Genomic DNA, 20,230 nt, shown 5'->3' on the forward strand with positions numbered 1-20,230 from the left:
CTAATAGCTAAGCATAAGATACTAAATTAACATGTATAAAAAGGAGATTTTATGTGGACTGAAATATTAACAATAGCTGAGCCTGTTGCGCTTTTATTTGGTGTAGTACTTGTGTTAATTGGCTGCATTACTTACAGCCGAAGAAAATCTGATTACTTCGCCCCTGTTAAAATATTTTTTAATCAGGTCGATGATCTCACTATCGCTGAATACAAATTCATTCGCTCAGGGGTTGTTTTTCTATTACTGGCGGTTATTTTTCGCTTTATTAGCCTTACTTTTTTCCCTTAGTCAGCTTCAGTTCAAAGGACGAGTGCGAGCAAGCTCTCACTCCTAGATATTCATAAGTCACTAGTTCATATTACATTCACCTATTGTACTACTTTTGCATACAATTAATTTATCCCAAGTCTTACGATAGCATTTATGAAAATACTGCTGATTGATGATTCTAAAATTGAACAAATGGTTATTGGCTCCTTTTTAGATCACGCCTTGCATAAATTAATAATCGTCTCTTCTGGCGAGGAAGGCGTGGCAGCATTCTTATCAGAACAACCTGATTTGATTTTGCTTGATGTCATGATGCCGGGCATTGATGGCTACGAAGTAGCAAAACAGATCCGTGCTTCTGAAGAGCCTTGGGTACCGATTATTTTTCTTAGCGGTAAAACGAGTCCAGAAGATTTAATGGAAGGAATTAACGCGGGAGGTGACGACTATTTAACTAAACCTGTTGATCCTTTAGTGCTGAGTGCGAAACTGCAAGCAATGGAGCGCATTGCCAAAATGCGCATGCAATTAATTAATACAACGACTCAATTAGAACAAGCCAATATTGAATTAAAAAAAATGAGTTTAAGTGATGGCTTAACCGGGATAGCTAATCGCCGTTATCTCGATCATGCTCTCCCCCTTGAGCTTGCACGCGCTTTTCGTGATAAGGTAGCCGTGAGTGTTTTACTGATTGATGTCGATCATTTTAAAAAGTTTAACGACTACTACGGCCACCTTGAAGGAGATGATTGCTTAAAAAAGATTGCTCAAACACTGACTCAGGCATGCAAACGTAGTACTGACTCAGTCAGTCGCTATGGCGGAGAGGAGTTTTGCATTATCTTACCGAGTACGAATCAAAAAGGCGCAATAGAAGTCGCTAAGCGCATTAATCAATTAATACGAGACCTAGCAATCCCGCACATGAATATAGGTCCAGAGAGCATGGTATCTGTCAGCGTAGGCATATTCAGCTATTTAGCTGAGACACCAATTGACTGTAACGACTTTTTATCCTACGCCGATCAAGCTCTATATCAAGCAAAAACAGCAGGAAGAGCGCAACATGCCATCTACCAAAGTAACTAAACTTAATAGGGAAAACTATGCGGCAGGATCGTCAGCAAGTTGCAATTTTTTAGCGGATGTCGCTTTAGGTTTTTTTTCGCTAACAGCCTTACCACCTTTGAGCACATTCATTACATCGTTTTTATTCGCGGCTAAAAAGAGACCTAATTCTTCAAGCTGAGTATCATCAAGCGCAATCGGCCCAGTGGCGAGAAAACTTGACAACTGATCAGCGGTATCAAGCATTTTATCGTAGGCATCCGCTTCTTTTTTGCTCGTAAAGGTCATCTTTTCTTCACCATTTCGTTCAACTATATACTTAATGACAACGGCCACAGGTTTTCTCCATTAACTGTTTTTTTATACAGTATCATTATCTCTATTTATCGCCAAGCATTTAATTCGTTTTGTGCTCACAGTTTCGATATACTTTATCTAAAATGAAATGATTCTGATGGTAATGAATAAGTATAATGAAACCTTAATCGCTTGCGAGCATTGTGATTTATTACAGGTTAAGCAACCGTTACAGCTAGGTCAAATCGCCACCTGCCCCCGCTGTGGTAGTCGTTTATATTTTAACTCCATCTGCTCGCCTATGAGCATGCTAGCATTAACTTTAACAGCGTTAATTTTGCTATTGCCTGCCAATCTATATCCACTTTTATCGATGACTATGATAGGCAGTACAGAAACAGCTAGCCTACTACAAGCTACACTCAAAATATTTCATGAGGGCAACTACTTCGTCGCGTTATTAATTTTTATTTGTTCGACTATCGCTCCTTTTTTAATGTTGTTATCTCTTTGCTGTGCGAGTTTCATTATTAGTTTTAACATCCAAACTCAGTGGTTAAAAAAACTATTAAAATGGACAGATTTTTTGACGCACTGGTCAATGCTAGAAGTGTACTTAGTTTCTTTCCTTGTCGCGCTAATTAAACTTGTTGATCTCGCAGATATAGAGTTAGGGGTTGGATTAGTGTGTTTTAGTCTGCTAATGATCATTAACAGCCTAATCTTGTCTTTTTTTGATGCTAGCAGTTACTGGCAAAAGGTACCTATAGATGCAATCAGCTAAAGACGCAGGGTTAGTACGTTGCGGGGAATGTGCACTAGTTTGCTCTTTTCAAGAAAATAGCCAATGTCCAAGATGTAATGCAACGCTAACCATGCGACAAACAAATAGTTTGCAAAAAACATGGGCATATTTAATCACAGCTTGTATTTTTATTTTTCCGGCTAATTTCATGCCTATCACGATATTGATTAGCCAAGGCAATGAAACCCCTGACACCATTATGTCTGGTGTTATCGCACTGATTAACAGTGGCAGCGCAGGTATTGCCATTATTGTTTTTGTCGCATCTATTGTTGTCCCTATAGCTAAAATTCTCGGCATGGGGTTTATTTTGCTTTCTTTGCAATTGCAGTTAAGCATGAGCCACAAAATGCGTTTTATTATGTTTAAGTTTATTGATTGGGTCGGCCGCTGGTCTATGCTAGACCTCTTTGTTATTTCAATCATGGTCGCGGTTATCGACAAAGGACAGTTGTTAGTTATTGTGCCAGGCCCAGGCGCAACAGCCTTTGCATCAGTGGTCGTATTAACCTTGTTAGCGGCAAAAAGTTTTGATACGCGTTTAATGTGGGATTTGGAAAAAGATAATGACTGGACAAATTGAGCCGACAGCCCCCGTAGTGAGTAATAAACGAAACCTTTCAGCAATTTGGTTTTTACCCATCTTGGCTTTAGTGCTCGGTGGTTGGTTATTATTTCAGCATATGTCTAATGCCGCTTCTGAGATCCGTATTCACTTTGAAAATGCCAATGGTATTTTAGTTGGCAAAACACGAATTAAGTATCAAGGTGTCGATATAGGTAAAGTAACCGATATCAAACTAGACGAGGATGTTTCCGGTGTTTATGTGATTGCAGAAATCGAGCACCAAGCCGCTCATATGCTTAAATCAGATACCAAGTTTTGGCTCGTGTCTGCTAAAGCATCGTTAAGTGGTATCTCGGGGTTAGATACCTTGTTTACCGGCAGTTATATTAACATGCGCCCTGGCGTTGGTGAGCCATCCGATAGTTTTATTGCCGCTGATGAACAACCATTGAGCCAATCAGAACGAGGTTTAACGGTTAAACTGTTGGCACAAGATATGGGGAGTGTCTCTATTGGCTCTCCGGTTTACTATAAAAAAATTCAGGTCGGCGAAGTTTATAATTTCCGTTTAGTACGCGATGCACAAGAAGTTGAAATACAACTTAATATTGATGTCAAATACGCCGACTTAGTCAAGCAAAACTCTCGCTTCTGGAATGTCAGTGGCATCAATGCAGACTTCTCGTTGTCGGGAATAAAGGTCCATACTGAGAGCTTAGCCTCTATTATTTCTGGCGCTATCGCATTTGACTCCCCTATTGAGGGAAATAAAGCACCTTCTAATTTCTTATTCAAATTTTATGACGATATCGAGGCAGCAGGTCGTGGTGCAAAAATCCAACTCAAATTAACGTCCATTGATGGTATCAATGTCGGTACGCCTATTGTTTATAAGGGTTTTAAGGCAGGTAAAATCACTCAAATAGAGTTGGATGAAGAGCAAGGGTTATTTGTTGCCAATGCCGTAATTGAACCTATGTTTAGAGAGCAACTTAGTGAAAATACACGGTTTTGGCTCGAAAAAGCAAAACTCACTATGGCCGGAGTAGAAAACTTAAGTAACTTAATCAAAGGGGATTTTATTGCCTTTGAGCCTGCAAATGGTAACCCGATGCGGACTTTTGTTGTGTCTGATAATAAAAACGTTTCTGACACGGCGATGCGCGTTGAACTGTTTGCCGATGATGCCAGTGGCATAGAGCCAGGTGATGCTGTTTATTATCGACGCGTTTCTGTTGGTCAAATACAAAACATTACACTCAATGAAAAAGCAGATGGCGTGACTATCACACTGACCGTTGAACCAAGTTTTCAGCACCTCATCGCTGGCAATACCCGCTTTTACAAAACAGGAGGCATCTCTCTGAAGGCCTCATTAAAAGGCATGGAGCTAAGTGCTGAGCCTCTACCTAGCTTACTTAAAGGGGGGATAAGCCTGTATAACCCCGATAATAAAACCAAAGGTAATCCCCTATCCCAATATCGACTATATCCCGACCGCGCGTTGGCTGAGCTTGGCAGTGCTGCATTTGCAAGACCCCTTAAGGTTACCGTCATTAGCGACAAAATGAGTTCAGTTACGTTAGGATCTCCCGTATATTTTCGTAAACTCCCCGTCGGTGAAGTCAGTCATTATGACTTAACCGCTACGGGAAAGGTGGCCATTGAGCTGGAGATTGCGGGCCAGTATCGACATTTAATCACAAAAAATAGCTTTTTCTGGGATGTCAGTGGCATTGATATCAAGGGGGGCTTGTCTGGGCTCGAAATAAAAACCGATTCCCTGCTAGCGATAGCAGCAGGCGGTATTGCCTTTGACAATAAAACAACGGCAACACCTAAGGTAGACGGACACTTCCCTCTGTTTTCCAGTTTTGAGGCCGCGACTCAAGTCAATTACAATATTTATCTCAGTTTTGCACGTGCCGATAATGTTAAGCCTGGAACTCAAGTGCGTTACAAGGGCATTGTCATTGGCGCAGTGGAAAGCCTGAATTTAAATGAAAGAAATGACAACGTACAAGCAAAAGTCAAAATAAAACAAGATTTTGCTGATCGCTTTCGACGTCAAGGCAGTCAGTATTGGTTAGTCAATGCTAAGGTTTCGTTAGCGGGCGCTGAAAATTTGGACACTGTGCTAGCAGGCCCTTATATCGAAGCCCTACCCGGCTCAGGTAAAGCGCAAACTAGTTTTACCGCAGGCCAACAAGCGCCATTACTGTCTCGCGAACAAAAGGGCTTGAGCCTAACCTTAACCGCGCCAAGAGCTGGCTCCCTCAGTTTGGGCAGCCCTGTCTATTTCAGGCAAATTCAAGTCGGTGAAGTCACTGAATTCGCGGTTGCCAGTGCAGGCGATCAAGTCGAGATAAGTATCAATATTGAGCCACAATACCAACACTTGGTTAGAAACAATTCCGTATTTTGGCAGGCTTCTGGGTTTAACATGGATGTCGGCATAACAGGCGCAAGCCTAAAAGCAGAGTCTTTAGAAGCTATTATTCGTGGTGGTATTTCGTTTGCTACCCCCGATGGAAAAATTCAAGCTAAAGCTAAAATCGGTCAGCGATTCAGTCTAGAGCAAGAATTTAAACAAAAATGGCTTGATTGGCAGCCTAAAATTCCACGTTAATCATGATAATATGTCGCCTCTATCTATGAGGGGCGACCAGTGGCAAATCAAATATTCTTACCCGATACTTTTTTATCTTGCATGGCCAAAATCATGCCTAATGAGTTATCCATGGATGACTTTGTTGCAATTTGTAATCAGCCATTACGCAAAAGCATTCGGGTTAACACCTTAAAAATTAGTGTTGACGTCTTTAAGCAACGCGCATTAGAGCACCAATGGCAACTTAGCCCCATTCCTTGGTGTGATCATGGTTTTTGGATCAGCAGAGAAGATGAATCAGTCCCCCTTGGCAATAGTGCTGAACATTTAGCAGGGCTATTTTATATTCAAGAAGCAAGCTCAATGATGCCTGTGACTGCGTTGTTTCATTTATGGCAATCAGAGACAGCTGATCCCGTTGTACTTGACGCAGCGGCGGCCCCCGGCTCTAAAACGACACAAATAGCGGCATTAATGAATAACCAAGGCTTGTTGATTGCAAATGAGTTTTCTTCTAGCCGAGTTAAAGTGTTACACAGTAATCTTATGCGCTGTGGTATTAAAAATACTGCCCTTACCCACTTTGACGCTCGCGTGTTTGGTAGCTGGCTGACAGAAAGTGTCGATGCTATTTTATTAGATGCTCCTTGTTCAGGTGAAGGCGCAGTGCGTAAAGATGACAATGCAATGAAAAACTGGAGCGAAAGCTCCGTCTCAGAGATTGCCAACACACAAAAAGCGCTAATAGAAAGTGCTTTTTATGCTCTCAAACCTGGTGGCACCCTAGTGTATTCTACCTGCACCTTAAACCAGAGTGAAAATCAGGAAGTATGCCAACACCTACTTGAAACCTTCGGTGATGCCGTCGCCGTACTGCCCCTGACAAATTTATTTCCCGATGCCGCAAACGTTGCTACCACTGAAGGTTATCTCCATGTTTGGCCACAAGTGTTTGACAGTGAAGGCTTCTTTGTCGCTGGCTTCAGAAAACTGGGATCGGCTCAACCAAGTGAGAAAAACCGCCATCGCGGCAAGTTTCCATTTAGCTTTGCAACTAAAGAGAAAACTGAAAACTTTTTCAATTATCTGGATAGTCAATTTGGCGTAAATGCCGATCAACTCATCGGTGATGTTTGCATACGCGATGCCGAATACTGGCTTTTCCCAAAAGCGTTCTCGGGTATTAAAGGCAAGATGAAGTATGACCGAGTCGGCATAAAATTAGCTGAAGCGATTAAGAAGAGCTTTCGTATTACTCACGAATTAGCGCTCGTCATAGGCCAAATCGCTAACAAAAACACCTTTGAGCTCAATGCTAACCAATGTAAAGAATACTACATGGGTAGGGATATTCATTTGGAGCAGGTACTCGGCAAAGGTGAAGTTATCCTCCTCTACCGAGGTGCGCCGGTAGGCTTAGGAAAGTGGGTAAACAACAGAATTAAAAATAGTTACCCAAGAGATCTGGTACGTGATTACCATCTTTTTGACTTTTAAGCTCGCAGATCGCGCTTTTTCTACTAATCTTAATTGTCATAAAAAAGAGTTTATCTTCCCCTAGCTCGGGTACGTAGGAATTGTCCCGAGCCCTTTTTTACCGAGGACCGATCATAAAACGCTCTGGGTAACTAATATTAAATCGGATCGCAATAAAGCGGAAAACGGCAACCACGAAAAAACCAATCGCAGCAGGTAGCCCTGGAGGTAAGCTGGTTTCTTTTAAAATGACATAACAAATACTGCCCACTAATACGGGCGTTGCATATAGCTCTTTCGTCGATAACAAGGTGGTATGGCCGGTCATCACATCGCGCATAACCCCACCCATAATAGCGGTGATCACTGACATTAATACCGCCACTACTGCTGAATATCCGACACCTTGTACTTTATCAATGGCTTGAACGGCAAATAAAGCAATGCCTAAGCCATCTAAGTACAGCACCCAATGGTAGCGTTTGCGCATGCTTGGTTCGCTAAGGAAAGTAACCAGCGATCCGAGCAAGGCAACCCACAGATAAGTTTCATCAACAAGCCAGAAAACCGGCTGGCCTATCAACAAATCACGTAGTGTTCCACCACCAAGAGCGGTGATCATGCCAGTCAGTAACACACTGACTAAATCAACCCGCTTTTTACTGGCGGCTAACACGCCAGTGGCAGAAAAAACAAATACCGCCAGTAAGCCAAAGAAGTAAAGCATAAAATTCACTTACCCCATTGCAGGTGGATCACTCAGTAGGGGTTGCTGTGTTGAACAACCGGAAAAAGTTAGCCGTGGTTTGCTCTGCAAGGGTTGCCAATGTAACCCCTTTTAGCTGCGCAACAAATTCAGCGACTGCACGGGTATGACCAGGCTGGTTTTGTTCACCGCGATAAGGCACAGGTGCCAAATAGGGCGAGTCTGTTTCTACCAGTAATCTATCAAGTGGTAGTTGCTCTACTACTTCTCGTAGCTCATTGGCGGTTTTAAAAGTAACAATACCTGAGATTGAAATATAAAAACCCATTTCAATCGCGGCCTTAGCCATGGCTAGCGATTCCGTAAAGCAATGTAATACACCGGTTACTTGACCTTCCCCTTCCTGTTGCAAGATGGCTAAGGTATCTTCTCGTGCGTCTCGGGTATGAATGATCAAAGGCTTATTTACTTGCCTTGCAACGCGGATATGGCGACGAAAACAGGCTTGTTGCTGCTCTTTATCATCGGGGGAATAAAAATAGTCGAGGCCCGTTTCACCCACGGCGACCACGTTATCTTGCTGGCAGTAACGCAATAATTTTGCTTCATCTTGATCTGAATTTTGGTGCAATGGGTGGATACCGCATGAGAGAAATACGTTATCAAAAGGGGCAACTAAGGATTCAAGGGCTTCAAATTCACCTAACTCGACCGCGACTGCAAGCATATGGCTAACACCACGCTGTTTGGCTTTGGCTATTACATCTGCGACATCAAGGTGTTTATTTTCGTAGTCTAATTTGTCGAGGTGACAATGGGAATCAACAAGCACACTAACCTCCGGGCTTATTTTTTAGGTCGATAAAGTATTGGCTAAGTAACAGGTCTTTTTTCAAACCTGAATGAGAGATAAATTGCTGTTTCAGGTTTAGCCACGCTTCCGCAAGATGATAGCCTGTAACAGCTGACCATTGTTGGCTACAACGAACAAGTAATGTGTGGTAGTTACTAAAAATGAGTTTATCCTTCGCCACTCCAAATTGCACTTTTTGCATATCATGGAGCAAGTAATAAAACCAATTCATCCTGGTATCAAGATCTTGACTAATAAAGTCGGCTAACTGGAAACTGCTACTCTTGCCTTGTATGAATTGATCAAACTCGACTGCGATTTGCTCGTATTCAGTAGCGTTTTGCTGTTTTAACGCCTGCAATACGGCTAATGGCGCACCTTGATAAAGCTGAATTAAGCCCGCAGGTACATCACTATAACCTTGCTGTGTTAGCCATGGCAGACAATCATTGGGGGCATGGAGCAAAATTTTCTGGCAGCGGCTGGTGATCGTCGGCATTAACCGACCAACACTTTCACAAAGTAGAATAAAGTAACTGTTATCGGTTGGCTCTTCTAAGGTCTTTAATAAAGCATTAGCTGATGATTCGTTAAAGCTTTCTGCATTATCAAACACCACGACTTTTGCGGTACCTTGCTGGGCACGTTCGGCAACCACTTTATTAAGCTGACGCACGGTATCAATGCTAATCAGCCTTTTTTCAGTTTCATTAATTTGATGAAAGTCGGGGTGATTCCCAGCCAAAAACAATTGGCAACTGTGGCAAACGCCACAACTACCGTAATGATGTGGCTGCGCGCACAATAACCGCTGTGCCAACTCCTTCGCTAAATCATGCTTACCTAGGCCAGCAATACCAGACATTAATAAAGCATGATGCAATTTGCCTTGGTCCGCTTGCGTAAATAGCTGCTGAGATAAAGCCTCAAGCCAAGGATATATCACAATATTTGCTCTGCGACCTGAGTAAGTTGTTGTTCAATTTGCAAGGTAACTTCTGGCAAGGTTTGACTGGCATCGATGACATAAGCATGGGGGTCTTGTGCCACTAAGCTTAAATATGTCGCTCTGGTACGTTGGAAAAAATCGATGGCTTGTTGTTCAATGCGATCTAACTCCCCGCGGGCACTTGCCCGTTGTAAACCCTGAACCGGGTCAATATCCATATACAAAGTCAAATCAGGGTGAAAGTCAGCCAGTACCGCGCCTTTAATTTGCTGGATCAACGCCAAATTAATACCTCGACCACCACCTTGGTATGCCTGAGAGGATAAATCATGGCGGTCACCGATGACATAAGCGCCTCGCGCTAAAGCCGGTTTGATCACTGTCTCAACCAATTGCACCCGTGCCGCGTACATCAACAATAATTCAGCTTTGTCACTCAAGATTTCGTCGGTATTGTCCTTAACAATGCTACGCATTTTTTCCGCTAATGGCGTTCCACCCGGCTCACGTGTACATACAATTTCTTGCACACCATTGGCGCTAAGCCAAGCTTTAACACCTGCAACTGCGCTGCTTTTACCCGCACCTTCGAGTCCTTCAATTACAATAAATTTACCGCTGTTCATAAGATCACTTTTTTAATATGTATTTTCTAACCGCACGGTTGTGCTCAGCCAAATTCTTCGAAAAATAATGTTCGCCGTTACCCATACTAACAAAATAATAATAAGGCGTATCCGCAGGATTCAATGCGGCATTTATCGCATCTTTACCCGGCATGGCAATCGGTGTTGGTGGTAAACCATCAATAACGTAGGTGTTATAGGGCGTTGCTTCACGCAAATCTTTCCGCCTGATATTGCCATCATAACGATCGCCCATACCATAAATAACGGTGGGGTCAGTCTGTAACCGCATGTTGGCATTTAAACGGTTGATAAACACCGATGCAATGGTTTTACGCTCTGGTGCATGGCCACTTTCTTTTTCGATGATAGAAGCCAATATCAGCGCTTCATAAGGTGTCTTCAAAGGTAAATTTTTAGCTCGATTTTGCCATGCTTCATCTAAGTCTTTTTGTTGCGCAGCATAAGCGCGCTCTATTACTTCCAAATCTGTTGCATGATAAGGAAACAAATAGGTTTGCGGCTGTAAGAAGCCTTCTAGTTTTGATTGCGCTAGGCCTAATTTTTTCGCGAGCGCGGCTTCATCATCAAGCACCCCAGTTAAAGTGACTCCTTCAACTTGCTCAATTTGCTGTTTCCATTGCTTATAAGTACTGCCCTCAATGAGAGTCAATTTAAACTGATACTCTTTACCATCAACAAACTGTTGTAATACCTGCTCTATTGTCCAATTTGCTTGTAAGTGATAGGTCCCGCTCTTCAATGGTGTTAACTCAGGATATAAGCGCCCTAACCAGACATAATAAGGGCTCGGTTTAATGATACCTGCTGCCACCAATTGCGATTCTAATTGGCGAAAGTGACTACCACTGGGCACAGTGAACACAGTATCTTCTTTGATCACCGCAGTGGTTCGGTAGTTTTGTAGTTGATGCCATAAATAACTAATAGCACCTGCGCAAATCAATAATGAAAAGAGAAACAGCAAAAATATTTTTTTAATCATCTTTTATTTCTTGTTGAAGTCTTTGTACCAAAGAGAAATCCGTTAGGACACGTTGTTGAAACTGCTTGATAGGCACTAGACCCATTAACGCGTTGGTGATAAACATGCTATCCACTTGAGCTAATTGCTCAAGTTTGAACTTTACAATATTAACCGGTATTTCAAGTTGCTGAGCACAGCGCAACACTTGCTTACGCATCACGCCATTGACACCGGCTTGAGATAAGTCAGGCGTATAAAGAGTTCCCTGTTCGAACCAGAATACGTTAGCAGCACTGGACTCAACTACATGGCCATTCACATCACAAACAATCACATCATCCACATCAAGAGATTCAAGCTCTTGTTTGATTAACACCTGATCAAGACGATTCAATGTTTTGTAGCCTGCAAGTTGAGGATTTAAGCCGAGTTGATATTGACAAGAAGTCAGTGAAATTCCTTCTGTTTGCCACTGTTGATACTGGGCAGGCCATGGCGTCACGGTGATGATCCGTGTCGGATTATCACAACCAACACCACTGTAGCCTCTGCCCCCTTCACCGCGGGTGATTAGGATTTTTAAGCAACCTAGCTCCACTTCAGCTATCGCCGTTTGCACTTCGCTAAATAAAGTCAGCAAGCTTGGCAGCTCAATAGCAAACTTTTTACTCGACAGCATCAAACGCTCGACATGATCACGCCAAAACTCAACTTTACCTTGTACCACTTTTGCCGTGGTAAAAAAGCCGTCACCGTAAGCTAAGCCTCGATCAACAGCCGATATTTGACAATTGGGCTCGCCGTTAATTAGCATCATAGTAAATACAAAAAAGCCTGATAAATAATTATCAGGCTTTATACCAGAAAATGGCCTTTATGGCATTAAACGCGTTTAAAGATGAGTGACCCGTTAGTGCCACCGAAACCAAACGAGTTTGATAAGGCATATTCTAGGTTCGCTTTACGCGCACCGCCCACAACGTAGTCTAAATCACAACCTTCAGACGGGTTTTCTAAATTGATGGTTGGCGGCGCGACTTGATCGCGCAACGCTAACACCGTAATGATCGCTTCTATCGCACCCGCAGCCCCCAATAGATGACCTGTCATCGATTTGGTTGAACTAACAAGTACAGATTGAGCGTGCTCGCCAAACACAGATTTAACTGCCTGCGTTTCAGCAATGTCACCGGCAGGTGTTGAAGTACCGTGAGCATTGATGTAACCAATTTGGTTTGCTTCAATCTTGGCATCTTCAATGGCATTTTGCATCGCAGCCGCCGCACCTTCGCCATCAGCGGGAGGCGACGTCATGTGGTAAGCGTCACCGCTCATACCAAAGCCAACTAATTCAGCGTAAATTTTTGCGCCGCGTGCTACTGCATGCTCGTATTCTTCTAACACGATAACACCCGCACCGTCTCCCAATACAAAACCATCACGGTCTTGATCCCAAGGGCGACTGGCTTTAGTTGGATCATCATTGCGAGTAGAAAGTGCCTTAGCCGCACCAAAGCCACCCATGCCTAATTCTGTAGAGGCTTTTTCTGCACCGCCAGCCAACATCACATCGGCATCGCCGTATTGGATCATACGCGCAGCTAAACCAATACAGTGTGAGCCAGTGGTACACGCCGTAGTCACAGCAATGTTAGGCCCTTTTAAGCCCTTATTGATTGAAACATGGCCTGACACCATGTTGATAATGGTCGAAGGAACAAAGAATGGGCTGATTTTACGCGGGCCCGATTTTTGTAGGTTAATAGCATTCGACTCAATTAAACCAAGGCCACCGATGCCTGAACCAATGGCAACACCGATACGACGAGCATTTTGCTCATTTACTTCCAATTGGCTATCTTGAAAGGCTTGCTCGGCCGCAATCACACCGTATTGAATGAATAAATCCATTTTACGGGCATCTTTGCGGCTCATGTAATCTTCAACATTTAAGTCTCGGATCAAGCCGGCGAATTTAGTTGAATAAGCCTCGGTATCAAAATGATCGATATTTGAGATACCACTTTTACCCGCTAACAAGGCTTGCCAAGAATCGTCAACTGAATTACCGACAGGGGATAACATTCCCATACCAGTCACAACTACTCTGCGCTTTGACACGTCAAAATCTCCGGATGGTAGATAAAATAAGTAGATAAATAAAAGGCGGTCAAAAGACCGCCCCCATAAAATTAACTGTTTAAGTTAAGCTGCAATTATTCTGCGTTGTTCACTACGTAATCGATAGCTGCTTGAACTGTAGTAATTTTTTCAGCTTCTTCGTCTGGGATCTCTGTGTCAAATTCTTCTTCAAGAGCCATAACAAGTTCAACTGTATCTAGTGAATCTGCGCCTAAGTCATCTACGAAAGAAGATTCGTTTTTCACTTCTTCTTCTTTAACACCAAGTTGCTCAATGATGATCTTTTTTACGCGTTCTTCAATATTACTCATGATCAATTTTTTCCTTTAGAAAATACGCTAATTGCGTTAGTCGCGATAGTGTATTCCATCGCTCGAAAGTTTCAACCCCGAGATGACTGGTCTAACCAATTTTTTCGTGATTTTTATCGAAAAAATGGGCTAAAACAACATCTCGTTAACAATATGGCATCAAACCATATACATCCCGCCGTTAACATGCAACGTTTCGCCGGTGATATATGCAGCACTGTCAGACGCTAAAAAGCATACAGTTTCCGCAATCTCTTTTGGATCGCCTAAACGACCCGCTGGAACTTGACCTAAAATGGCCGCTCTTTGTTCATCGTTGAGCGCCTTGGTCATGTCCGTTTCAATAAATCCTGGTGCAATTGCATTCACGGTAATACCCCGTGATGCAACTTCACGAGCAAGTGATTTAGTAAAGCCAATTACGCCCGCTTTTGCCGCTGCATAGTTAGCTTGACCCGCATTGCCCATGGTTCCTACCACAGAGCCGATGCTGATAATACGACCGTGACGTTTTTTCATCATTGCACGTAGTACTGCTTTACTAAGGCGGAATACAGACGTTAAGTTAGTGTCGATTATATCTTGCCACTCATCATCTTTCATGCGCATCATCAAATTATCACGAGTAATGCCAGCGTTATTAACCAACACATCGATATCGCCATAGTTTGCTTTAATATCAGCAAACAACTGCTCAATAGAAGCCGGGTCGGTCACATTCAGCTCAAGGCCTCTGCCGCTTTCTCCTAAATATTCACTAATAGCAGCTGCGCCGTTTGCGCTGGTAGCAGTTCCTATTACTGTGGCACCTTTAGCTACAAAACTCTCTGCAACTGAGCGGCCAATACCACGGCTTGCTCCTGTTACCAGTACGATTTTGCCTTCAAAGTTCATCTTTTATCCCTCGTTCGTCGCTGCTAGCGCTGCATTTAAGCCAGCAACATCATTTATCGCTTGTGCCGCGATGGTTTTATTAATTCTTTTCACTAAACCTGATAATACTTTACCCGGACCCGCTTCAATTTCTAAGGTGACATCAAGCTTAGCCATCGTTTCAACAATTTCAGTCCAACGCACAGGCAAGTAAAGCTGACGCACTAGGGCATCTTTGATTGCTTCGGGGTTAGTTTCTTGAGCCACGTCGACATTATTAATCACGGGTATGACAGGCGTATTAAATTGAATATTTTTTAATGCTTTAGCCAGCTCATCCGCTGCTGGCTTCATTAATGCGCAGTGTGATGGCACACTGACAGGTAAAGGCAGTACACGTTTTGCACCCGCTTCTTTACATAGTACGCCTGCACGCTCTACCGCAGCTTTATTACCCGCAATCACCACTTGGCCGGGTGAATTAAAGTTTACTGGCGAAACAACTTCATCTTGCGCAGCTTGAATACACGCATCGGCAATCCCTTGGTCATCAAGGCCAATAACCGCAGCCATTGCACCAACACCCTCCGGCACTGCTTGTTGCATTAATTGACCACGCAGCTCAACCAGTTTAATTGCATCTTTAAATTCAATCACTCCAGCACACACTAGTGCTGAATATTCACCTAAGCTATGACCGGCCATAATCACAGGCGCTGCACCGCCCTTTTCTTGCCATACTCGCCAAATAGCTACCGATGCAGCTAATAAAGCAGGCTGGGTTTTAAAAGTCTTGTTTAATTCTTCAACTGGACCTTGTTGCACCAATTGCCAAAGGTCGTAGCCCAATACATCACTGGCCTGTGCAAATGTGGCTTCAACAGTGGCAAACTCTGCTGCCAACTCTGCCAACATACCCACGCTTTGTGAGCCTTGGCCTGGAAATGCAAGTGTAAAAGTGGTCATTATTATTCCTTACTACATTCGAATCAGTGCTGAGCCCCAGGCAAAACCACCGCCAAAGGCTTCTAATAAGACTAAATCACCCGCTTTAATACGGCCGTCACGCACCCCCTCATCTAATGCGATGGGCACCGATGCAGCGGAGGTATTACCGTGTTTTTCTAGCGTTAAAATCACACGCTCAAGAGGCATGTTTAATTTTTTTGCCGTTGCGTTGATGATTCTATAGTTAGCTTGATGAGGCACTAACCAATCTAATTCAGATTTATCTATATTGTTCGCTTCAAGGGTTTGAGTGACAAGTTCACTTAACTTTGTCACCGCCACTTTAAATACGTCATTGCCTTTCATAAACATGTACGACTCAAGCTCGCTGCCTGATAAGCCACGTTTGGGGTTAGGCAACTTTAATAAATCACCAAAGCGCCCATCAGCATTGATCTGGGTAGACAATATGCCCTGTTCGTTACTGGCTTGGGCAACGGCTGCGCCTGCGCCATCACCAAACAGAATGATGGTGCCACGGTCTTCAGGGTCACAAGTATGAGACAGGGCATCGGCACCTATCACCAATACGGTTTTGTACATGCCACTACGAATAAAGTTATCGGCCACACTTAATGCGTAGGTAAAACCGGCGCAGGCCGCACCTAAATCAAAAGCTGGAATGTTGGTTAAACCTAATAAGGCCTGAACTTCACACGCAGCTGCAGGAAAAGCATTGTTGGCTGATGTGGTCGCCAAAATGATCAAATCAACATCGGTGGCTGGTATATCCGCAGCAGCTAAAGCTTGCTCGCCAGCCTTGTAAGCCATGTATGACACGGTTTCTTGTTCACTGGCAATACGACGTTCTTTAATCCCTGTGCGAGCGGTGATCCACTCATCACTGGTTTCAACCATTTTTTCTAAATCTTCGTTAGTGCGAACAGACGTTGGCAAATAACTTCCGGTTCCAATAATTTTTGTATACATAAGGAATTAAGAATCTCTTTCTAGTAGTACTGCTTCTAATTTATCCGTTATTTGCGCCGGGACCTGTCGCTCAATTTCTTTAATGGCAGCTTTAATTGCATTTAAAAAAGCCTTGCTTTGCGCACTGCCGTGGCTTTTTATTACTATGCCCCGTAGGCCGATTAAACTCGCGCCATTATATAGATCTGGATTCATATGAGCCAGTTGTGGCTTTAGAGAGGGTTTTAATAAAAACCCAACACAGCGGGTAAACCAATTCTGATTTATACTCGAAATTAGCTGTTGTTTAAAGAGTTTTGCTAAGCCTTCACAGGTTTTTAGGGTGACATTGCCGACAAAACCATCAGCGACGATAACATCGGCCTTACCACTGAACAAATCATGACCTTCTATAAAGCCCGTGTAATTAATTTGTGAACAAGCGGATAGTAGCTGTGCGGCACGTCTTACTTGATCGTTACCTTTCGTTTCTTCTTCACCAACATTGAGCAAAGCAATTTTTGGAAAAGCCTGTCCTTCGACTTTTTCAGAAAGTACTGAGCCCATTAAGGCAAATTGAAATAAAGTATCCGCATCACAGCTGATATTTGCCCCTAAATCCAGCAAGTAAGTGTGCCCACCTTGTATATTAGGTAATGCAGTAATAAGTGCCGGCCTGTCAATACCAGGTAATACTTTTAAAATCGTTTTCGACAACGCCATCAAAGCGCCAGTGTTGCCACTACTCACACATGCCTGAGCATCGCCTGATTTAACCAAATTAAGCGCAACACGCATCGATGAGTCTTTCAAACCACGCAGGGCAAGTAACGGTTTATCATTCATAGCGACGTTTTCGCTAGCATGAATTAGCCTAAGTCTTGGGTGTTGAAGCAGATGATATTGTTGGATCAGAGGATCTATTTCAGCCAGGTTACCAACTAAAATAAGATGCAATTGAGGGAACAAATTTAGTGCCTGCTGGGCTGCAGGCACCGAAACCTGGGGGCCGAAGTCGCCCCCCATGGCATCTAGCGCGATCGTCAGATCGTGCAATGCAGATAACCTTACAGGTTAACTACTTTTTGGCCACGGTAGTAACCGTCAGCAGTTACATGGTGACGTAGGTGTAACTCACCAGAAGTAGCATCTACAGAAAGTTGTGTAGGTACTAGTGCATCATGTGAACGACGCATACCGCGCTTAGAACGAGATTTTTTGCTCTTTTGAACAGCCATGGCTGACTCCTTACTTACTTTTGCGTTTTAGAGATTCTAAAACTGCAAATGGGTTAACGCGCTCTTCTTCTACAATTTCACCGAACGAGGTATCAAATTCTTTGAGTCCACAATCTGCAACATCATGCATAGCAATCAGTGGCAGGTTAAGAATCAATTCATCTTCTACAAGCTGATGAAGGTTTATCTCACCTTCTTCATCACGTTCAATGATATCGTAAGCGCTAGGTAAATCGGTATCCTCTGCACCGAAGCGCACAGGTGTGTATAAAAACTCAGCTTTACAAGTATACTGAAATGCGTCTGAGCACCTCTGACACTCAAGTATTACGTCTACTTCGGCCGTCCCACGAATAGTAGGCAGCTTCTGCAGATCGAAATCGAAACTCAAGTTTGTTTCAATATCATTGCAAATACCTTTTGTTGATTCTGCAAGTCTACTCAAGTTGGATGCAGGAACAATGCCCTGAATATCCAGTTTTTTTTGAGCAGCGCGAACAGGGTCAACGCTAATTTGAATCTTAAGTCTTTGCATAAGGCGCGCATAATATAGATTCGGTGAAATAGAGTCAAAGGAAAAACCTCTTTTTTCCGCTTATTCTCGCTTTCTGCTCACAGGTTAAAATACAATAGCCTAAAACACCCTAACAGAATGATTCTAAAATGAACAAAAAACTTATTTTGGCTTCAACGTCGCCATACCGAAAAGCGTTACTGGAAAAGCTAAACCTTCCTTTTAGCACGGCTAAACCAGATACTGATGAAACACCCCTAGCTAATGAAACCGCATTAGAGCTTGTCGAACGCTTAGCCATCGCAAAAGCACAGGTCATCGCTAAACAGCACTCCAATGCCATTATCATTGGCTCAGATCAGGTCTGTGTTAGTCATGGCGACATTCTTGGCAAACCGGGTAACTATGAAAATGCATTTGCCCAATTAAAAGCTGCCAGTGGAAATAAAGTCACTTTTTATACTGGTCTTGCGGTGATCGACAGTGAAACACAGCAGGTAACCTCACTAGTGGAACCTTACATTGTCCACTTTCGTCAATTAACCGATGAAATGATCGACCATTATTTGACGGTCGAACAGCCTTATGACTGCGCTGGCAGCTTTAAAAGTGAAGGGTTTGGCATTAGTTTATTCGGTAGGCTTGAAGGAAGAGACCCCAATAGCTTAATTGGCTTACCGCTGATTTCATTAATAGAGATATTAGATGAAGCTGGACTAAGGGTGATTTAATTTCCTTAGCCAGCAGTTAAACGATGTTAAAAAGCGCTTACACTATTAAGCTCTTTTTAACTGACCTAACACAGCGACCAATTCAGGGCTCAGTGGCGCTTCTACTGTCATTGTTTGTTCAATGCCAGGATGAAAAAAATCCAGTTGAGCAGCATGTAAGAACAACCTTGTTAATCCTTGTTTTTTCATCTCTGCGGCAAACACATCATCACCGTATTTATCATCACCGGCAATCGGGTGACTATTGCAAGCCGTGTGCACACGAATTTGATGGGTTCGTCCAGTTACTGGGCTTGCTTCTACTAAGGTGCAGTGCTGATAACGCTGCAAAATTTTAAACCGAGTTTCACTTGCCTTACCTTCTGGATGTACCTGCACTAAGGACTGTTCTGCCTTTTTTAACAATGGCTCAGTGACAACACGAATAGATTTTGGCCACGACCCTTGCACTAATGCATGATAACGCTTGCGCATGGTTTTATTACGTAACTGCTCATGTAACGAACGTAATGCACTGCGCTTTTTAGCAATTAATAGGCAACCTGATGTATCTCGGTCAATCCGGTGTACTAGTTCAAGAAAGCGGCATTGTGGTCGCAATGCCCGTAATCCTTCAATCACGCCAAAGCTTAAGCCACTGCCACCATGCACAGCCAAACCAGAAGGTTTGTTAAGCACAATCAACCAGTCATCTTCAAATAAAATTTGCGACTCAAGGGCGGCAACTTTGTTTAACTTAACCGAAGGCGGCGCATCGGCTTCAGCTACGCGTAGCGGGGGCACTCGAACCACATCTCCCACAAGCAACTTGTATTCCGGTTTAACCCGCTTTTTGTTTACCCGCACTTCACCCTTACGCACAATACGGTACACCAAGCTTTTCGGCACACCTTTTAAACGCGCAATAAGAAAATTGTCTATCCGCTGGCCTTGATATTCATCGTCGATGTCAAGGAACTGGACTGTTTTATATAATTCATTCATGGCGCGCATTCTACCAGAAGCGCAGCCAGATCAAATAGAAATAATACCTTGCTAAAAACACTAATAAAATGGGATAATCGGCAGGTTTTTCCCGCCAAAACGGTAAAAATCAAAAAATACAGGCTGAAAAATTTTAAGCAGTAATGAAACAGCTGTAACAGCGTCGCATTCCGAGAAGAGAACGAGCCTGCTAGGCGAATTAGCATAAAACCACTATAAAACAGTCAAAAGGTTTTATGTAGCCGAAACAGCGCCCCATGCATTCCAACCGTGAGGTTGCATCCATGCTAACGACCC

23 protein-coding genes are annotated in these 20,230 nt (G+C 43.2%); 7 read left to right on the top strand and 16 right to left on the bottom strand.

Features of this window, described 5'->3' with window-relative positions; translation table 11 throughout:
- Nucleotides 1-51: 51 nt before the first annotated feature.
- Together K1M91_RS08185 and K1M91_RS08190 are read left to right on the top strand one after the other, a co-directional pair.
- Nucleotides 52-291, top strand: a complete 240-nt coding sequence (locus K1M91_RS08185) for a hypothetical protein (RefSeq protein WP_232801254.1) — start codon at nt 52-54, stop codon at nt 289-291.
- 135 nt (nt 292-426) lie between these two features.
- Nucleotides 427-1,365, top strand: a complete 939-nt coding sequence (locus tag K1M91_RS08190) for a diguanylate cyclase (RefSeq protein ID WP_232801255.1) — start codon at nt 427-429, stop codon at nt 1,363-1,365.
- A gap of 15 nt (nt 1,366-1,380) precedes the next feature.
- Here K1M91_RS08190 and K1M91_RS08195 read toward each other — a convergent pair whose 3' ends face one another.
- Nucleotides 1,381-1,680, bottom strand: a complete 300-nt coding sequence (locus K1M91_RS08195) for a YebG family protein (RefSeq protein WP_232801256.1) — start codon at nt 1,678-1,680, stop codon at nt 1,381-1,383.
- Nucleotides 1,681-1,804: 124 nt separating this feature from the next.
- Between K1M91_RS08195 and K1M91_RS08200 the strand changes: the two genes are divergently transcribed.
- The 4 genes from K1M91_RS08200 to rsmF are packed head-to-tail and all read left to right on the top strand — an operon-like array spanning nt 1,805 to nt 7,122.
- Nucleotides 1,805-2,425 (top strand): paraquat-inducible protein A, encoded by a 621-nt coding sequence (locus tag K1M91_RS08200; protein ID WP_232801257.1) that lies wholly within the window; start codon nt 1,805-1,807, stop codon nt 2,423-2,425.
- Nucleotides 2,412-3,029 carry a paraquat-inducible protein A gene (locus K1M91_RS08205; protein WP_232801258.1) on the top strand — a complete coding sequence of 206 codons (618 nt, stop codon included), beginning with the start codon at nt 2,412-2,414 and terminating at the stop codon, nt 3,027-3,029. The genes K1M91_RS08200 and K1M91_RS08205 overlap by 14 nt, the downstream gene beginning before the upstream one ends.
- The gene (locus K1M91_RS08210; RefSeq protein ID WP_232801259.1) at nt 3,013-5,643 is read left to right on the top strand and encodes an MlaD family protein; all 2,631 of its coding nucleotides are present in this window, start codon (nt 3,013-3,015) and stop codon (nt 5,641-5,643) included. Before K1M91_RS08205 ends, K1M91_RS08210 begins: the two co-directional genes overlap by 17 nt.
- 39 nt (nt 5,644-5,682) lie before the next feature.
- Nucleotides 5,683-7,122 carry a 16S rRNA (cytosine(1407)-C(5))-methyltransferase RsmF gene (rsmF, locus tag K1M91_RS08215; RefSeq protein ID WP_232801260.1) on the top strand — a complete coding sequence of 480 codons (1,440 nt, stop codon included), beginning with the start codon at nt 5,683-5,685 and terminating at the stop codon, nt 7,120-7,122.
- Nucleotides 7,123-7,219: 97 nt separating this feature from the next.
- On the opposite strand, the gene K1M91_RS08220 is transcribed toward rsmF, so the two are convergent.
- The 14 genes from K1M91_RS08220 to yceD form a co-directional block, all read right to left on the bottom strand.
- Entirely contained in the window at nt 7,220-7,828 is a 609-nt protein-coding gene (locus K1M91_RS08220; RefSeq protein ID WP_232801369.1) for a trimeric intracellular cation channel family protein, read from the bottom strand.
- Between the two features lie 28 nt (nt 7,829-7,856).
- Nucleotides 7,857-8,639, bottom strand: a complete 783-nt coding sequence (locus K1M91_RS08225) for a YchF/TatD family DNA exonuclease (RefSeq protein ID WP_232801261.1) — start codon at nt 8,637-8,639, stop codon at nt 7,857-7,859.
- Nucleotide 8,640: 1 nt separating this feature from the next.
- Entirely contained in the window at nt 8,641-9,606 is a 966-nt protein-coding gene (gene holB, locus K1M91_RS21515; protein WP_232801262.1) for a DNA polymerase III subunit delta', read from the bottom strand.
- Nucleotides 9,603-10,235 (bottom strand): dTMP kinase, encoded by a 633-nt coding sequence (gene tmk, locus K1M91_RS08235; protein ID WP_232801263.1) that lies wholly within the window; start codon nt 10,233-10,235, stop codon nt 9,603-9,605. The genes holB and tmk overlap by 4 nt, the downstream gene beginning before the upstream one ends.
- 4 nt (nt 10,236-10,239) lie before the next feature.
- Nucleotides 10,240-11,241, bottom strand: a complete 1,002-nt coding sequence (gene mltG / locus K1M91_RS08240) for an endolytic transglycosylase MltG (protein WP_232801264.1) — start codon at nt 11,239-11,241, stop codon at nt 10,240-10,242.
- Entirely contained in the window at nt 11,234-12,040 is an 807-nt protein-coding gene (gene pabC, locus K1M91_RS08245) for an aminodeoxychorismate lyase (RefSeq protein ID WP_232801265.1), read from the bottom strand. The genes mltG and pabC overlap by 8 nt, the downstream gene beginning before the upstream one ends.
- A 65-nt stretch (nt 12,041-12,105) precedes the next feature.
- Entirely contained in the window at nt 12,106-13,344 is a 1,239-nt protein-coding gene (gene fabF / locus K1M91_RS08250) for a beta-ketoacyl-ACP synthase II (protein ID WP_232801266.1), read from the bottom strand.
- Nucleotides 13,345-13,439: 95 nt separating this feature from the next.
- Nucleotides 13,440-13,676, bottom strand: coding sequence for an acyl carrier protein (gene acpP, locus K1M91_RS08255; RefSeq protein ID WP_232801267.1), 237 nt, complete (start codon nt 13,674-13,676; stop codon nt 13,440-13,442).
- 159 nt (nt 13,677-13,835) lie between these two features.
- A complete protein-coding gene (gene fabG, locus K1M91_RS08260; protein WP_232801268.1) occupies nt 13,836-14,570 on the bottom strand; it encodes a 3-oxoacyl-ACP reductase FabG in 735 nt (244 codons plus the stop codon).
- A 3-nt stretch (nt 14,571-14,573) separates the two neighbouring features.
- Nucleotides 14,574-15,515, bottom strand: coding sequence for an ACP S-malonyltransferase (gene fabD, locus K1M91_RS08265; protein WP_232801269.1), 942 nt, complete (start codon nt 15,513-15,515; stop codon nt 14,574-14,576).
- A gap of 12 nt (nt 15,516-15,527) precedes the next feature.
- On the bottom strand, nt 15,528-16,487 hold the full coding sequence (locus K1M91_RS08270) for a beta-ketoacyl-ACP synthase III (RefSeq protein ID WP_232801270.1): 960 nt from the start codon (nt 16,485-16,487) through the stop codon (nt 15,528-15,530).
- Between the two features lie 6 nt (nt 16,488-16,493).
- Nucleotides 16,494-17,522, bottom strand: a complete 1,029-nt coding sequence (gene plsX, locus K1M91_RS08275) for a phosphate acyltransferase PlsX (RefSeq protein ID WP_232801271.1) — start codon at nt 17,520-17,522, stop codon at nt 16,494-16,496.
- Between the two features lie 11 nt (nt 17,523-17,533).
- Nucleotides 17,534-17,704: a 50S ribosomal protein L32 gene (gene rpmF / locus K1M91_RS08280; protein ID WP_232801272.1), complete on the bottom strand. Its 171-nt coding sequence runs from the start codon at nt 17,702-17,704 to the stop codon at nt 17,534-17,536.
- A 10-nt stretch (nt 17,705-17,714) separates the two neighbouring features.
- Nucleotides 17,715-18,239, bottom strand: coding sequence for a 23S rRNA accumulation protein YceD (gene yceD / locus K1M91_RS08285; protein WP_232801273.1), 525 nt, complete (start codon nt 18,237-18,239; stop codon nt 17,715-17,717).
- A 128-nt stretch (nt 18,240-18,367) separates the two neighbouring features.
- Between yceD and K1M91_RS08290 the strand changes: the two genes are divergently transcribed.
- Nucleotides 18,368-18,949: a Maf family protein gene (locus tag K1M91_RS08290; RefSeq protein ID WP_232801274.1), complete on the top strand. Its 582-nt coding sequence runs from the start codon at nt 18,368-18,370 to the stop codon at nt 18,947-18,949.
- A 45-nt stretch (nt 18,950-18,994) separates the two neighbouring features.
- On the opposite strand, the gene rluC is transcribed toward K1M91_RS08290, so the two are convergent.
- Nucleotides 18,995-19,933 carry a 23S rRNA pseudouridine(955/2504/2580) synthase RluC gene (rluC, locus tag K1M91_RS08295; RefSeq protein ID WP_232801275.1) on the bottom strand — a complete coding sequence of 313 codons (939 nt, stop codon included), beginning with the start codon at nt 19,931-19,933 and terminating at the stop codon, nt 18,995-18,997.
- Between the last annotated feature and the right edge of the window lie 297 nt (nt 19,934-20,230).

Source organism: Motilimonas sp. E26 (assembly GCF_021278025.1).
GTDB lineage: Bacteria > Pseudomonadota > Gammaproteobacteria > Enterobacterales > CBDFNC01 > Motilimonas.